17 protein-coding genes are annotated in these 14354 nt (G+C 68.3%); 5 read left to right on the top strand and 12 right to left on the bottom strand.

What is annotated here, in order from left to right:
* Positions 1–29 precede the first annotated feature (29 nt).
* The 4 genes from ABD683_RS07910 to ABD683_RS07895 all read right to left on the bottom strand — a co-directional run bounded on the left by ABD683_RS07910 (position 30) and on the right by ABD683_RS07895 (position 4086).
* A complete protein-coding gene (locus tag ABD683_RS07910) occupies positions 30–407 on the bottom strand; it encodes an FHA domain-containing protein (protein WP_344768841.1) in 378 nt (125 codons plus the stop codon).
* A 72-nt stretch (positions 408–479) separates the two neighbouring features.
* Positions 480–830: a hypothetical protein gene (locus ABD683_RS07905; RefSeq protein ID WP_344768840.1), complete on the bottom strand. Its 351-nt coding sequence runs from the start codon at positions 828–830 to the stop codon at positions 480–482.
* A 35-nt stretch (positions 831–865) separates the two neighbouring features.
* Positions 866–3310, bottom strand: a complete 2445-nt coding sequence (locus ABD683_RS07900; RefSeq protein WP_344771581.1) for a glycoside hydrolase family 65 protein — start codon at positions 3308–3310, stop codon at positions 866–868.
* Positions 3311–3375: 65 nt separating this feature from the next.
* A complete protein-coding gene (locus ABD683_RS07895; RefSeq protein ID WP_344768839.1) occupies positions 3376–4086 on the bottom strand; it encodes an HAD family hydrolase in 711 nt (236 codons plus the stop codon).
* Between the two features lie 81 nt (positions 4087–4167).
* Here ABD683_RS07895 and ABD683_RS07890 point away from each other — a divergent pair, with 81 nt between their 5' ends.
* Both ABD683_RS07890 and ABD683_RS07885 read left to right on the top strand, forming a co-directional pair.
* Positions 4168–5349: an arginine deiminase gene (locus ABD683_RS07890; RefSeq protein WP_344768838.1), complete on the top strand. Its 1182-nt coding sequence runs from the start codon at positions 4168–4170 to the stop codon at positions 5347–5349.
* Positions 5350–5353: 4 nt separating this feature from the next.
* On the top strand, positions 5354–6337 hold the full coding sequence (locus tag ABD683_RS07885; protein ID WP_344768837.1) for a sigma-70 family RNA polymerase sigma factor: 984 nt from the start codon (positions 5354–5356) through the stop codon (positions 6335–6337).
* 18 nt (positions 6338–6355) lie between these two features.
* On the opposite strand, the gene ABD683_RS07880 is transcribed toward ABD683_RS07885, so the two are convergent.
* The 3 genes from ABD683_RS07880 to ABD683_RS07870 all read right to left on the bottom strand — a co-directional run bounded on the left by ABD683_RS07880 (position 6356) and on the right by ABD683_RS07870 (position 8450).
* A complete protein-coding gene (locus tag ABD683_RS07880; RefSeq protein WP_344768836.1) occupies positions 6356–6946 on the bottom strand; it encodes a carboxymuconolactone decarboxylase family protein in 591 nt (196 codons plus the stop codon).
* Between the two features lie 237 nt (positions 6947–7183).
* The gene (locus ABD683_RS07875) at positions 7184–8020 is read right to left on the bottom strand and encodes a DUF5926 family protein (protein WP_344768834.1); all 837 of its coding nucleotides are present in this window, start codon (positions 8018–8020) and stop codon (positions 7184–7186) included.
* A 34-nt stretch (positions 8021–8054) separates the two neighbouring features.
* The gene (locus tag ABD683_RS07870; protein ID WP_344768832.1) at positions 8055–8450 is read right to left on the bottom strand and encodes an ATP-binding protein; all 396 of its coding nucleotides are present in this window, start codon (positions 8448–8450) and stop codon (positions 8055–8057) included.
* Positions 8451–8612: 162 nt separating this feature from the next.
* On the opposite strand from ABD683_RS07870, the gene ABD683_RS07865 reads away from it, so the two are divergent.
* Complete coding sequence (locus ABD683_RS07865; protein WP_344768831.1) at positions 8613–8930, top strand: rhodanese-like domain-containing protein; 318 nt, start codon at positions 8613–8615, stop codon at positions 8928–8930.
* Here ABD683_RS07865 and ABD683_RS07860 read toward each other — a convergent pair.
* The 4 genes from ABD683_RS07860 to ABD683_RS07845 form a co-directional block, all read right to left on the bottom strand.
* A complete protein-coding gene (locus ABD683_RS07860) occupies positions 8927–9991 on the bottom strand; it encodes a CPBP family intramembrane glutamic endopeptidase (protein ID WP_344768829.1) in 1065 nt (354 codons plus the stop codon). The genes ABD683_RS07865 and ABD683_RS07860 overlap by 4 nt on opposite strands.
* A gap of 265 nt (positions 9992–10256) precedes the next feature.
* Positions 10257–10538: an HU family DNA-binding protein gene (locus ABD683_RS07855; RefSeq protein WP_425548491.1), complete on the bottom strand. Its 282-nt coding sequence runs from the start codon at positions 10536–10538 to the stop codon at positions 10257–10259.
* 102 nt (positions 10539–10640) lie between these two features.
* Positions 10641–11294: a leucyl/phenylalanyl-tRNA--protein transferase gene (aat, locus tag ABD683_RS07850; RefSeq protein ID WP_344768828.1), complete on the bottom strand. Its 654-nt coding sequence runs from the start codon at positions 11292–11294 to the stop codon at positions 10641–10643.
* The gene (locus tag ABD683_RS07845) at positions 11291–12256 is read right to left on the bottom strand and encodes a phosphotransferase (RefSeq protein WP_344768826.1); all 966 of its coding nucleotides are present in this window, start codon (positions 12254–12256) and stop codon (positions 11291–11293) included. Before ABD683_RS07845 ends, aat begins: the two co-directional genes overlap by 4 nt.
* Positions 12257–12296: 40 nt before the next feature.
* On the opposite strand from ABD683_RS07845, the gene ABD683_RS07840 reads away from it, so the two are divergent.
* Positions 12297–12965 (top strand): EcsC family protein, encoded by a 669-nt coding sequence (locus tag ABD683_RS07840; RefSeq protein ID WP_344768824.1) that lies wholly within the window; start codon positions 12297–12299, stop codon positions 12963–12965.
* Between the two features lie 58 nt (positions 12966–13023).
* On the top strand, positions 13024–13425 hold the full coding sequence (locus ABD683_RS07835; RefSeq protein WP_344768822.1) for a YunG family protein: 402 nt from the start codon (positions 13024–13026) through the stop codon (positions 13423–13425).
* A gap of 10 nt (positions 13426–13435) precedes the next feature.
* On the opposite strand, the gene ABD683_RS07830 is transcribed toward ABD683_RS07835, so the two are convergent.
* Positions 13436–14353, bottom strand: coding sequence for a hydroxymethylglutaryl-CoA lyase (locus ABD683_RS07830; RefSeq protein WP_425548490.1), 918 nt, complete (start codon positions 14351–14353; stop codon positions 13436–13438).
* Between the last annotated feature and the right edge of the window lies 1 nt (position 14354).

Genomic DNA, 14354 nt, shown 5'->3' with positions numbered 1-14354 from the left:
CGCCACAGTATCGACTGCAGCGACGAGGCCTACTCGGCGGCTTGCTGGCGCTCGATGACGGTGCCGCGGTTGTCGAACGTGACGTCGACCGTGATCAGCACCTCGTCGCCCATCGAGAACTCGACGCGGTTCTCCTCGGCGCTCAGGTTGCCGGCGGTGCCCTCGTCGAGCCAGGTCGTCGAGCCGATCACGCTGATCAGCGCAACCTTCGCGCCGTTGTCGATCTGGCCGCGGAACACCACGGGACCCGGTCCGCTGTCACGGATCACCAGGGCCGTACGGCTGACCGCCGGATCGTCGGTCGACACCGTGTTTTCCTCGGCACCTCCGGACCGCCCGAACGTCCACTTGTCGTCATCGACAAGCACAACCTCCCCGCTCTCGCCGGTGGCGGTCTTCCAGGTCACGGTGAACACACTTCGATGTTTACACCTTCTGGGTGCATCCGCCTGAAAACGACGGAAAATCGCCCAAGAGGGCTACTTGCTCGCAGCCGACGAGGCCCAGCCGACGACCACCGCGCCCGCGGCGCCGACGAGGCCCAGGAGCGCTCCGAGCCAGGTCACGTCCCGGCCGTGCATCACGAGCGCGAACGGCACGAGGAAGAGAGCCACGAAGCCGAGACCACCGAGGGCCCGTGGCCCGCTCAGGTCACCGCGGACACGGCCCGACACGAGCAGGCCCGAGAGCGTCACCAGCATCAGCACCAGCGCAATGCCCAGCGACAGCCGCAACGCCATCGGCGCGTCCGCCGCACGCGCGATCAGTCGGATCACCAGCAGGGCGGCAACCGCCAGAGCGCACCAGGACAATGCGCCGCGTGACCTCATCGGCCCATGCTCGCAGCCGATGGGGTCACGGATCCTCAGGTGCCGGGGACGATGGCGGCGATCACGGTGCCGTCGGAGCGGCGGCGACCGGGGACCGGCGGCGGCTCACCACTGAGTCGAGGGCCCTGACCCTTGAGCGTGACGGTCACGGGCTCGCCCGATGAAACGGTGACGTCCTCACCTCGTACGCGCAGCGTCGCCGACTGACCGTCCTCAACCTCGAGCTCCAGCTCGTCGGCGCGTACGGTCACCTTCACCCGCGTGCCGAGCAGCGTCACCCGGTAGACCAGCGAGTCCCACGTCTCGGGCAGTCGCGGGTCGATGCTGAACACGCCACCGTGGTCACGGAACCCGCCGAAGCCGGCGACCAGAGCGCTCCACACACCGCCCGTGGACGCGACGTGCACGCCGTCGGAGGTGTTGTGGTGACGATCGGCGAGGTCGACGAACAAGGCTGACTTGAAGTAGCGCAGCGCGAGGTCGTGATAGCCGACCTCGGCCGCGATGATCGACTGCACGACCGCCGACAGTGTCGAGTCGCCCGTCGTGATCGGGTCGTAGTACTCGAAGTCGGCCCGCTTCTCCTCCGGCGTGAACTGCTCACCTTGCAGATAGAGCGCCAGCACGACGTCGGCCTGCTTCAGCACCTGGAACCGATAGATCACCAGCGGGTGGTAGTGCAGGAGCAGGGGCCGCATCGAAAGCGGCGTGTTCTCGAGGTCCCACACCTCACGCTCGAGGAAGTGCTCGTCCTGCGGGTGTACGCCGAGGTGCTCGTCGAACGGGATCGCCATGTCGTCGGCGGCGCGCTCCCAGTCGACGATCTCGGTCTCCTCGAGCTCCAGACGCGCGACGACCTGGTCGTACTCGAGCCCGTCACGGATCGCGAGCTCCCGTACGGCCTCGGCGGCTCGGCGGAGGTTGAACCGTGCCATGACGTTGGTGAAGAGGTTGTCGTTGACGACCGTCGTGTACTCATCCGGGCCGGTCACGCCGTGGATGTGGAACGTGCCGTCCTCCTCGTTGCGCCAGAAGCCGAGGTCGACCCACATCCGGGCGGTCTCGACGAGCATGTCGATGCCCTCACGGGTGAGGAAGTCGATGTCGCCGGTGGCCGCGAGGTACTGGCTCAACGCATAGGAGATGTCGGCGTCGATGTGATACTGCGCGGTGCCGGCGGCGTAGTAGGCCGAGGCCTCCTCGCCGTTGATCGTGCGCCACGGGAACAACGCACCCTTCTGAGCCAGCTCCCTCGCGCGCTTGCGCGCGGCGTCGAGCAGCGTGTAGCGGAAGCGAAGCGCGTTGCGGGCTGCCCGCGGCGTCGTATAGGTGAGGAACGGCAGGACGTAGACCTCGGTGTCCCAGAAGTAGTGGCCGCCGTAGCCCGACCCGGTGACGCCCTTGGCGGCGATGCCGGTGCCCTCGGCACGCGCCGACGCCTGGGCGATCTGGAAGAGGTTCCAGCGCAGTGCCTGTTGTACGTCGGGTTGCCCCGGTACCTCGATGTCGCTGCGGGCCCAGAACTCGTCGAGGTAGGCGCGCTGGTCGGCGAACTGCTTCTCGAGCCCTTCCTCCTGGGCACGGTCGAGCGTACGGCGGCAGCGGTCGAGCAGCTCGCGCGACGGCACGCCCCGCGAGGTGTGATAGCTGACGAGCTTGGTCAGCGTGATCGGCTGGCCCGGCTCGGCGTCGATGCGGTAGATCAGCTTGGCGAGGTCGTCGTCGGTCTGGATGCGCTTGCTGTAGTTGTTGGCGGTCTCGAGCCGGTGGTCTGCGGCGACCGCGAGCGTCATGCCGCTCTCGGCGCACTTGTAGCCCAGGGTCACGCGACCGTCGGCGAGGTTGCCGGAGTTGCTCTCCGGCAGCAGCACCCGGTGGCGCATCTCGCCGGCCTTGCGTGGGTCGACGCCTTCGCCCATCGACATCGACCGGACGTGGTATTCGTCCTCGCCGTCCTGGCGGTTGAGGATCTGCGACGAGATCGCGACCGGCGCGTGGTCGTCGAGCATCGTGACCTCGAACGTCAGCACCGCGAGGTGGCGCTGCGTGAACGACACCATGCGGCGCGACGTGATCTGCACCCGCTTGCCGCCGGGTGTGCGCCACAGGATCGACCGGGACATGACACCGGAGCGGAAGTCGAGGTCGCGCTCGTACTCGATCAGGTCAGCGATCGGCAGCAACAACGGCTCGTCGTCGACGTACAGGCGGATGACCTTGGCGTCCGGCGCGTTGACGATCGTCTGGCCGACCTTGGCAAAGCCGAACGCCTCCTCGGCGTGGTGGATCTGCCAGGTCTCGTGGAAGCCGTTGATGAATGTGCCGTGCGAGAACGAGTCGCGGCCCTCGTCGACGTTGCCGCGCATGCCGAGGTAGCCGTTGCCGACCGAGAACAGCGTCTCGGTGGTGCCCAGGTCGGCGGGGTTGATGTGCTTCTCGACCAGGCGCCATTCGTCGGCGGGGAACCGCGCCCGGTCCATGAACTCGTCCTGGGTCGGCGCCCGGTGTGACGGGCCGGCGTCGTCGATGAGCTCGTCGGTCTCGCTCATGCGAGCTCCTCCAGGTCGTCGACGACGAGATCGGCGCCGTTGGCGAGCAGCTTGTCGGCACCCACGCCGCGGTTGACGCCGACCACCAGGCCGAAGCGGCCGGCTCGGCCGGCAGCGACACCCGAGAGCGCGTCCTCGAGCACGACAGCCCGCTCCTTGGGTATGTCGAGCTGGCGCGCTGCGTCGAGGAACGTGTCGGGCGCGGGCTTGCCCGCCAGGTGGTGCTCGGAGACGACGCTCCCGTCGACGATCACGGGGAAGAGGTCGATCATCCCGGCCGCCCTGAGCACCGCGGGCGCGTTGCGCGAGCTCGACACGATCGCCAGCTTGATGCCCCTGTCGATCAGCAGGTTGACGAGCTTGACCGAGCCCGGGTAGGGCTGCACGCCGTCGGTCTCGAGGATCTGCGAGAACACCGCGTTCTTTCGGTTGCCGAGACCTGCGACGGTCTCCTCGGTCGGCGCGTCGGAGGGCTTGCCCTCCGGCAGCTCGATCCCGCGCGACGCCAGGAAGCTCCGCACGCCGTCGTAGCGCGGCTTGCCGTCGACGTACTCGAAGTAGTCGAGGTCGACGTACGGCTCGGTGATGCCCCGGCTGGTGAGGAACTCACTGAACATCTGCGCCCAGGCGCGCATGTGCACCTCGGCGGTGGGCGTGATCACGCCGTCGAGGTCGAACAGGGCCGCGTCATAGTCGTTCCAGTCCACCCGTCAAGCGTACGGCGGGGAAGTTGCCGATCGATGACCAACGCACCACCTCGCACTGAACGTGATGGCTAGGGTGTGGGGATGGCGTTGGGTGCGGACAGCGAAGTCGGGCGACTGCGGACGGTCATGCTGCACCGTCCCGGCCCCGAGCTCGCCCGCCTGACCCCGCGCAACAACGACTCGCTGCTGTTCGACGGCGTGCCCTGGGTCGGCCGCGCGCAGGACGAGCACGACGCGTTCGCCCAGGCCCTGCGCGACCACGACGTCGAGGTCCTCTACCTGATGGATCTCCTCACCGAGTCGCTCGTCGACGCCGACGTACGCGCCGCGATCATCGAGTCGACCACCGCCAGCCTGCGCCTCGGCGACGGACTCCGCGACCACATCGCCCGCGTGATGACCGACCAGTCGCCGGCCGAGCTCGCGCTCACGCTCACTGCTGGGCTCCGCAATGACGAGGTCACGAGCTTTCGCAGCATCGTGACCACGTTGCTGCCACCCGAGAGCTTCCTGATCGACCCGCTGCCCAACCTGCTCTTCACCCGCGACTCGTCGGTGTGGCTGCCGGGACGCGTGGCGATCACCAGCCTCGCGATGCCGGCCCGCGCACGCGAGACACAGCTGACCGGCCTGATCTACGAGCATCACCCGCGCTTCGCCGGCACCCCGCGTGCCCACGGTGCGCACCTGGAGCACCTGGAGGGTGGAGACGTGCTGCTGCTCGCACCGGGCGTCCTCGCGGTCGGCGTCGGCGAACGTACGACTCCCGCCGGCTTCGAGCGCTTCGCTCGCGAGGCGTTGAAGGCGGGGCTGGCCTCGATCGTCCTCGCCGTCCCGATCGCCCAGGAACGCGCCACGATGCACCTCGACACCATCGTGACGATGGTCGACGTCGACACCGTGGTGATCTACCCGACCATGGCCGACGACCTGCGCGCCCATGCCGTCACCCTCAGCGGCGACGAGCTGGTCGTCGCTCCCGAGGAGTCGTTCTTCGACGCCGCGGCCACGGCCATGGGCATCGACAAGCTGCACCAGATCGACACCGGCCTCGACCCGGTCACCGCCGAACGCGAGCAGTGGGACGACGGCAACAACACGCTCGCGATCGGTCCGCGGCTCGCGGTCGCCTACGAGCGCAACGAGCAGACCAATGCCCGGCTCGAGGAGCACGGTGTCGAGGTCATCGCCATCAGCGGATCCGAGCTCGGCTCGGGCCGTGGCGGACCTCGTTGCATGTCGTGCCCCATCGACCGAGACTGAGAACGTGCAGACCGCGACTCTCGAGGCCTTCGAGTCTGAACGTCCCCGGTTGCTCAGCGTCGCCTACCGGCTGACCGGCAGCGTCGTCGACGCCGAGGATGCCGTGCAAGATGCGTGGCTCCGGCTCGAGCGGATTTCGACGAGCTCAACCAGCGGCGAGGCGATCGCCAACCTGGAGGCCTGGCTCACCACGGTGGTGAGCCGGTTGTGCCTCGATCGCCTCGGCTCGGCCGCCAAGCGACGCGAGACGTACGTCGGCCAGTGGCTGCCCGAGCCCGTCGTCACCTCGCTCGACGCGTCAGATCCGCTGGCTGAGGTCGTGCGCGGTGAGGATGCCCGGTTCGCCGCCCTCGTCGTGCTCGACGTGCTGCCGCCGGCGCAACGGGTGGCATTCGTCCTGCACGACGCCTTCGGTGTGCCGTTCGACGAGATCGCCGAGGCCCTCGACGTCGAACCCGCATACGCCCGCCAGCTCGCGTCGCGGGCCCGCAAGGCGGTCGCCGATCCACCGCCACCCACACCGGACGACGAGCACATCGCCGCGGTGACCCGGTTCGTCGAGGCGATGGCCACCGGTGACCTCGACGCGATCATCGCGACGTTGCACCCCGACGCGCTGGTGATGGGCGACGCCAACGGCACGACCAGCACGGCGGTCAACGTGATCCACGGTGCCGAGAAGTTCGCGCGCTTCTACATCGGCCTGATGAACCGCTACGGGCCCCACGCCCTCGAGGGCCTGGAGCCCGTCCTGGTCAACGGTCAGCTCGGCTTCGTCACTCACGGCTGGCAGGGCGAGACCGAGAAGCTCAGCTCACCCCCACGAGTCGCGGCGTTCGCGGTCAAGGACGGCAAGGTATGGGCGTCGTACGACATCGCCAATCCCGAGAAGCACGCCGGCGTCAGGCTCGCGTCCTGGGGCGAACGGCTCGCTCCGCTCCCCGCTCCAGCGACTTCGTCGCTGCCGGGCTCACGCCCGGACGCCTAGCCTCGCTTCGCTCGGTCCTCACGTCACCTTGGATGCTTCCTCAGCAATCCATGGCACCCGGCACGAGTCACCGCTGCCGAAGCCCTGGTCGGTGATGTCGAGCGCGTGGTTGAAGCGGGCGCGCTGGTTCTCGTGCGAGATCTGGTACGTCAGCTCGATCACGCCCTTCTCGCCGTACGTGTCGACCAGCGATGCGACCTGCTCGTCCGTCACGCCCATCGGGGTCGAGGTGATGGCGTCGGCATACCGGATGACCTCGCGCTCGGCGTCGGTGTACTTGTCGGACGTCTCGAAGTCGGCAATCTCCTTGAGCCGGTCGACGTCGAGGCCGTTCAGCCGCTGCAGCATCGCGCCGAAGTCGACGCACCACGAGCAGCCGACGGTCCACGCCGTGCGATAGACCGCGAGCTCGACCAGCGACTCGGGGACGACCTGCATGGCCTTCTGGAGTGCCAGCTCGTGGCGGGCGGAGGCGACGAAGATCTTGGGATGGTGCGCCATCACCGCGAACGGCTCCGGGACCTCACCGACCTGCTTGCGAGCCATCCGGTAGCCGATCTTGATGATCGCTCCTGCGTCCTTGGGGCTGACGGCACTGATGCGAGGCATGGGGTGGCTCCTGTTCTGTGGCGCCCTGTGCACCACTCACCCCTCAGACGACACAGCCCTCCAGAACGTGACACCCGCTCGCCAGAGAGGTCGCCCACGGCCGAACGTGAGGCCGAGGATCGAGGCCGAGGAGCGCACGTCACCACGCCTCGCTGTACGGCGGCTTCGCCGCGGGACGCTCACACTCGCTTCGCTCCTTGGCGCGCTTCGGCGTTCGCTCGCAGGGCTCGCTCAGCCTCAGCGAATCGTCACCTGGCGGCTGGTGAGGGCGCCTCGGGCCGAGCGCTGCTCGGACGTCAGCGGGCTGTCATCTGCCAGTGCGTCATCCAGCCGCCGGGAGAACTCGACCGTCGGCTTCTCCAGGGCCTCCGCGTCGACCTCGAACTCCCACACCGGAACGAGCAGGCCGTGCGCCCGGAAATGGCCGATCAGCTTGGTGCCCTCGCCGAGCGTGTCCGCCCCGGCAGCCCGCAGACGGGCCAGGGCGTTGAGGAGCTGCTGCTCGTCATGCGTCATGACCCAGCGGAGGTAGCGGTGCGGGGTCATCTCGGTCCAGTAGGCCGAGTCGACGGAGCTGAGCCGTACGGTCGGCGCGATCGTCTCGTTGGCGTCGGCCAGCGCCTCAGCGGTGCCGGGCTGCTCGTCGACACCTTCGACCCAGTAGTCGAAACCCTCGTGCATCTCGACGTCGAACGAGCTCGCGGGTTCGACCAGGTCCTGCATGCGCGCTCCCACTCCGGGATCGGTCAGCGGGATGGGCCGACCCGGCTCGGTCTCGAGCCCCGTCTCCACGACGTGGGCGAGGTCGCGGCTGATGTCGCCGAAGTTGTGCGCCACCTGGAGGCCGACCCAGATCTCACCATCGGGGCGAACGATGCCGGCGCCCGAGCCCGGGAGCGAGGAGCAGACCCGGATCGTCTGGCCGGTCTTGAGCTTCACGTACGCCGTGGCGGACGGGACGAACTCGCGCAGGGCGATCCAGTCAGCCTCACCGGGAAGACCCTCGAACGTGCGCGCGACGAACGGCATGCGTTCCTTGACGGTCTTGTTCCTGTTGCGCGATTTCTTGCCCACGAAGGGGGAGTCTAGGGGGTGGCCCGACCAGAGATCAGTGCTGGCTCATGAGGAGCTCGGCGTTGACCCGCGTGCCCTGTGACATGTCGACCCACCAGCGGTCGGCGACGCGGTTGATGATCGACAGTCCGCGTCCGCTCAGCGAGTCCTCGTCGAAGTCGACGGGCTTGAGCGGCTCGCTCACACCGCCGTCGTGGACGCTGAGCTCGAGCAGCGTGCCGTTGATGCTCCACGAGATCTCGATCGTGCCATCGGGCTTGGGCATGCCGTGACTGACGGCGTTGGCGATCATCTCACTGATCACGATCAGCGCATCGTCGATGACGGCGCTCGAGGCACGGTGGACGGTCAGGAACGCTGCGAGCTTCGTACGAGCGATGCTCGGTGTCGACAGCTCGAACGGGAGGCGAACGATGTCATGCGACTTCACACCGACCACCTACCCGAGAAATCCGGAGCTGCGCAGAACACGCGGCTCCGGGAACTGACCTGCATATAGTCCAAAGTAACCATTCGAGGGCCCAAATCGCCACTTGCCCCACGATTCCGGCCTCTCTGTCGCACTCACCGAGCGTGGGTCATCATGGATTACATGAGCCCCGAGAGTGTCCCCACGACCACCATCAACGACATCCCGGACGTGATTCCGGGCGATCTCGTCGTGCTGGATGTGCGCGAACAGCACGAATGGGACGCGGGGCACATCGACGGCGCGGTGCACATCCCGATGAGCCAGCTGCAGAACCGGGTCGGCGAGCTCGACCCGGCGACCCCCACGATCGTCGTCTGCCACATGGGCGGCCGATCGGCGCGGGTCACGAGCTGGCTGCATGCGCAGGGCCACGACGTCGTCAACCTCGCCGGCGGCATGGAGATGTGGGAAGCGGCCGGACGCCCGACCGTCAGCTAGTGGCGCGGCGGGCGCCAGCCCGGTGGCAGGTAGCCCGGGTAGGGCGGCGTGTTGGGCGGCGGCACCCACTCCGGTGGTGGTTGGTACGCCGGCGCGAACGCGGGAGCGAAGACCGGTGCATTGACCGGTGCCGGCGGGAACCACATCGGTGGAGGCGGTGGTGCCGGGATCGGCGGGCGGGTCCGCACGATGCCGCGTCGCCGTACGGATCGCTCGACCAGCGCGATGAAAAGCACGTTCATGACGACCGTCGGGATGAGGTCGAGCGGACCTCCTCCGGAGGAGTCGCTCAGCATGCCCAGTGCCTCGAACACCAGGATCGCGATGTTGTTGAACGCGTGCGCCGCGATTCCGGCCTCGAGCCCGCCCGTACGGATCACCAGGAACGCCGCCATCAGGCCGAACAGGCCGACGTCGACCAGGCCCCAGAGGTTGTATTCGTGGCCGCTCGCGAAGATCGGCACCGAGACCACCACCGGGATCCAGGCGAAACGCGTCCACGAGCCGACCAGCTGCAGGAGGTAGCCGCGGAACACGTACTCCTCGGCGGCCGCCTGGAACGGCGTCAGTGCCAGGACGAGCACGAGCATCAGCAGGACCTTGCCGTCGAATGGCGACGGCGACTGCACCGAGTCGGGGTCGATCCAGTACGAGAGGGCGACCAGCCCACCGATGCCGCCACCGAACACGATCACCGCGAGGACGCTGGTGTGACCCAGCCAGCTCCACCGCATCCGGCCCGTCACCGAGGTGAGGTAGCCGATGGGCCGTGGACCCGTGACGAGCACGGCGACCAGCAGGACGGGGATCATCACGGCCAGCCCGAGCATGTCGAGGGCGAAGAATTCGGGGCGATCGACGTTGATCGACCCTGCGTCGTCGAACCACTCAGTGATGCGGTCAGCGCCGTCGAGCCCGACCGCGTACATCAGCAGGAATGCGACCAGGATCAGTGCCCCGGACACGAAGAAGTAGCCCACGACGGCGAGGAAGCCGGCGACGGGAAGCTTCCACCACGCGTACTCCGGTGTCTCTCGCGCGAGGCGGTGGTACGGGGTCACAGCTGGGCGCGCCTTCCAATTCCGGTTCGACCAGGTCGCGTGGCATCCGCGCCCGATCCGGCACGGCAGAGGAGGGGACGTGGACCGGTAGGGGTCTCCCCACGCGCTCCGCGCGTAGGGGAGTTGTCCATCGATCGACGATAACGCCGCCGGTCGGGATGCGGGGTCGTGTGACCCGAGTCGGAATACGAAGGCACGCCCGGATCCTCGCAGAGAATGAAACAGCGCCACCGGACATTGTCCGATGGCGCTGCTGTGGCTGTGGCTACTTGGCCGCTGCCTTGAGGCGCGAGCCAACGCTCAGCTTGACGCCGTGACCTGCCGGGATGTCGATCGTCTCGCCGGTCGAAGGGTTGCGGCCGACGCGTGCGGCACGCTCGACCCGCTCGACGGACAGGATGCCCGGGATCGAGACCTTCTCGCCCTCACCTGAGACGGCCTCGACGAGGATCTCACTGAATGCCGAAAGGACGGCGTCTGCTTCGGTCTTGCTCGTGCCTGCCTTCGACGCAAGGGCAGCAACGAGATCGTTGCGGGAAATGGCCACAAATGCTCCTCATGAATGGTGGTGTGCGACGTCCAGTCTATGAACCCGCATCAACGCGATCCTTGGCCCCCCGTGGGCCTTTGCGATTGTTGCGACTGCTATCTACGCCCATTCTGACAGAGTCGGCCGATCGACAAGGAAGGGGAGTGCACCGAGGTAGTCCGCCCGCGGCCACTCCACGACACCGAGGGTCCCCAGGTGGTCGGTGCGCCACTGCACGTCGATCAGCCCGTCGTCACCGACGAGCTCGGCCAGCGCCACCAGGGCCACCTTCGAGGCGTCCGTGGCGCGGTGGAACATCGACTCCCCGGCAAACAGGGTGCCGATGTTGAGCCCGTACAGTCCGCCCACCAGCTCGCCCGCATCGTTGCGGGCCTCGATCGAGTGTGCCCATCCCAGGCGGTGGAGGGTGACGTACGCCTCCCGGATCGGGCCGTCGATCCAGCTCCCAGGCCGTGCCGGGTCGGCACACGCGTCGATGACGTCCTCGAACGACTCGTCGACCGTCACGGTCATCCGGCGCATGGAGCGGCGTAGCGACCGGGAGACCTTGATCGCCGACGGCACCAACACGCCGCGCCGGGTCGGCGACCACCACAACAGCTCACCGTCGTGCGGCATCGGGAACGCGCCGTGGCGGTAGGCCTCCACGATCGTGCCGGGCTCGAGGTCGGCTCCCAGCGCCACACAGTCCTCATCGGGCCAGGCATCCGGATCGAAGCGCCACGGCGACGGCGGCAACGGCTGCGGACTCACGGCTCCAGGACACGCTTCAGGTGATACAGCGGAGCGTCGCCCCACTCGCTCCACTCGGCGGCCGTCGCATCCGTGAGGCACGCCCACCACGTCAGTGCCCGGTTGACGGGTTGCGTCAGTGCTGCTGCGTCCCACTGGTCGGCCAGGTCGGCCTCGCCGAGTCCCCACTCGTCGGCGTAGGCACCCACGACCTCGCTCCACGACAGCTGCGTACGCGCCTCTATCCAGCCGTACGGCACGCTCAGCACCTCGATCGCGTGTGACCACTGGCCGTCGCCGAAGTCGAAGATCCGCAGCCCGGTCCCCTCGGGCGCGAACACGTTCCACGGGTGCAGGTCACCGTGCTGCCACGTCGCCGGGAGCGATCCCTCCGCCAGCAGCGCGGCCGCATCGACGATCGCCGGGCGCTTGTCGCGCAGCTCGCGGCCGAGGTCGGGCGAGACGTACGACGGGTGCTCCGTCGGGAGGGCCTCGAACGTCTCGACGATCCGGTCGAACCGCTCAGGCACGGTCACCGGCGAGCAGTCGGGCAACCCGGTCGAGAGCAGCTCGTCGCGATGCTCTGCGACGATGCGCTGCATCCGCGCCGCCTCGCCCAGCAGTGCGCGCCAGTCATCCGGTGTCGGCTCGTGGCTGTCGCCGAGCGTGGTGCCACGGTCGGCCGTGACGATCCAGCCGCGCCCGGCATCGTACGCGTACGGCGCGTCGACAGCGTCCGGCACGATCCGCGCCAGCTCAGCGTGCAGCAGCGGCTCGAACGCCATCGACGGGCAGTTGGCCTTGAACCACAGGGTCCCGGCGTCGGTCGGCACCACGAGCTGCGTCGACCACGGCCGTACGCGCGGCTGGGTGATCTCGCCGGTGACCGAGCGGCCGTCGCGCTTCAGCTGCTCAGCGATCCACTCCTCGGTCTCGCGACGCCACTCCTCGCCGCCCACGTGCTCGGAGAACGGGCGGCTCATGCGGTCAGCGTAGTTGCAGAGTCCCTCCTATGCTTGCGAGATGGGAGTCCGCACCAAGATCGCCACGACCGCCGCTGGCAAGCTCGCCCCACAGGTGGCGTCGGGCTATGTGCGCACGGTGCTCGACCAGGCGATCGACGGCATCGGCCCGCTGCGCTCGGCGGCAGCGAGCGCCGACACCAAGCTGGTCGACCATGGCGGTGACGTCGAGTACGCCATCCGCGGGCTCATCCGGCTCCACTCCGGGCTCGCCGGCGTGCAGGGCTTTGTCACCAATCTCGGCGGATTCGCGGCGATGGCGATCGCGATCCCCGCAAACGTCGTCGGCGTCACGCTCGTCCAGTGCCACCTGGTCGCCGGCATCGCACATCTCCGTGGCTACGACCTGGAGGATCCGCGCGTACGCAACGCGATCCTCGCCTGCATGCTGGGTGAGGACTCGGTTCGTGAGCTGCTCAGGCACAAGAGGCTGCCATCGTCTCCCATGGCACTCGCCACTTCTCCGGTGCACGACCCCGAGCTCGACACCACGCTGTCGCGCGAGGTGACGACCGAGCTCGTCGCCCGTACGGCGGGTCGCCGAGCCGTGACGTTGATCGGTCGCCGGGTGCCACTCCTGGGGGGTGCCGTCGGTGGTTCGAGCGATGCGTACGCGACCTGGCAAATCGGCTCCTACGCCGCCGACGAGCTCAAGGAACGACGCCGCTGAGGCCGTCCTCAGCGGACGACCTGCTCTGCTGTCGGTGGTGACACCTAGCGTCGTCCTCATGACGCTCGAAGCCGTGATCCTCGCACTGCGTGAGTCGTGGGGCCCTGACACCTGCGCTCCGGAAGATGTCGCCGACTGGACTCCCGACAACCCCGCCCGCGGGCAGTGCGCGACCACGGCTGTCGTCCTGCACGACTACTTCGGCGGCTGCCTGATGGTCGGCGAGGTCTTCGTCGACGGCGAGCCCATTGACTTCCACTGGTGGAACCGGTTCCCCGACGGCGAGCAGGTCGACATCACCCTCGAGCAGTTCGGCGAGCACGAGATCGTGGTCGGTGCCATGGAGGTCCGTCGCCCGACGGGCAAGACCCGGCTGGACGCGCAGTACGAGCTGCTGTCGTCCCGCGTCTCTGCACGGCTCGCGAAGTCATGGGGGTCCACCCAACAGAAGGGGGCGTAGCCGTTGGGGCCTAGGCCAAGGCTCGGACGACAGCGCTGGCGGGCTCCTTGCCGAGCTGCTTGCCCATCCACACGCTGGTCGCCACCATCGCGTTGAGGTCGACGCCGTGCTCGATGCCGAGACCCGTCAGCATCCACACCAGGTCCTCGGTGGCGAGGTTGCCGGTGGCGCTCTCGGCGTACGGGCAGCCGCCGAGTCCTCCCGCCGAAGCGTCGAACGTCGTGATGCCGTGGCGCAGAGCCGCGAACGCGTTGGCGAGCGCCTGGCCGTAGGTGTCGTGGAAGTGCATCGCGAGCCGGTCGACGCCGACACCCGCGTCGCCGAACGCGTCGATCAGCGCGCCGACGTGAGCCGCCGTGGCGACTCCGATCGTGTCGCCGATCGACAGCTGCGACGCGCCCATGTCGAGGAGTCGCCTGCCGGTCGCGACGACCTGTGAGATCGGCACCTCGCCCTCCCACGGATCGCCGAAGCACATCGACACGTACGCGCGAACGTCGACGCCGGCGCCGCGAGCACGCGTGACCACGGGCTCGAACATCGAGAGCTGGGTGTCGAGCGTCGAGTTGAGGTTCTTGTTGGCGAACGTCTCGGTGGCGCTGGCGAAGATCGCGATGTGGCTGACACCGGCGGCGAGGGCACGGTCGAGGCCGCGCTCGTTGGGCACCAGCACGGGCAGCGGCACGGATCCCGCGAGGTCGAGCTGGGCGATGAGGTCCTCGGCATCGGCCAGCTGCGGCACCCAGCTGGGATGGACGAAGCTCGTCGCCTCGACGGTCTTGAGGCCGGCGGCGACCAGACGCTCGATGAACTCGCGCTTGACCTCGGTCGGCACGATCGACGACTCGTTCTGCAGTCCGTCGCGCGGACCGACCTCATAGATCGTGACCTCGGCGGGCAGCGACTCGTCGCGCACGACCATCGGCAGC

The sequence above is a fragment of the Aeromicrobium panaciterrae genome, from assembly GCF_039537165.1.
In the GTDB taxonomy this organism is placed as follows: domain Bacteria; phylum Actinomycetota; class Actinomycetes; order Propionibacteriales; family Nocardioidaceae; genus Aeromicrobium; species Aeromicrobium panaciterrae.
This window is presented reverse-complemented; position numbering and strand designations above follow the sequence as displayed.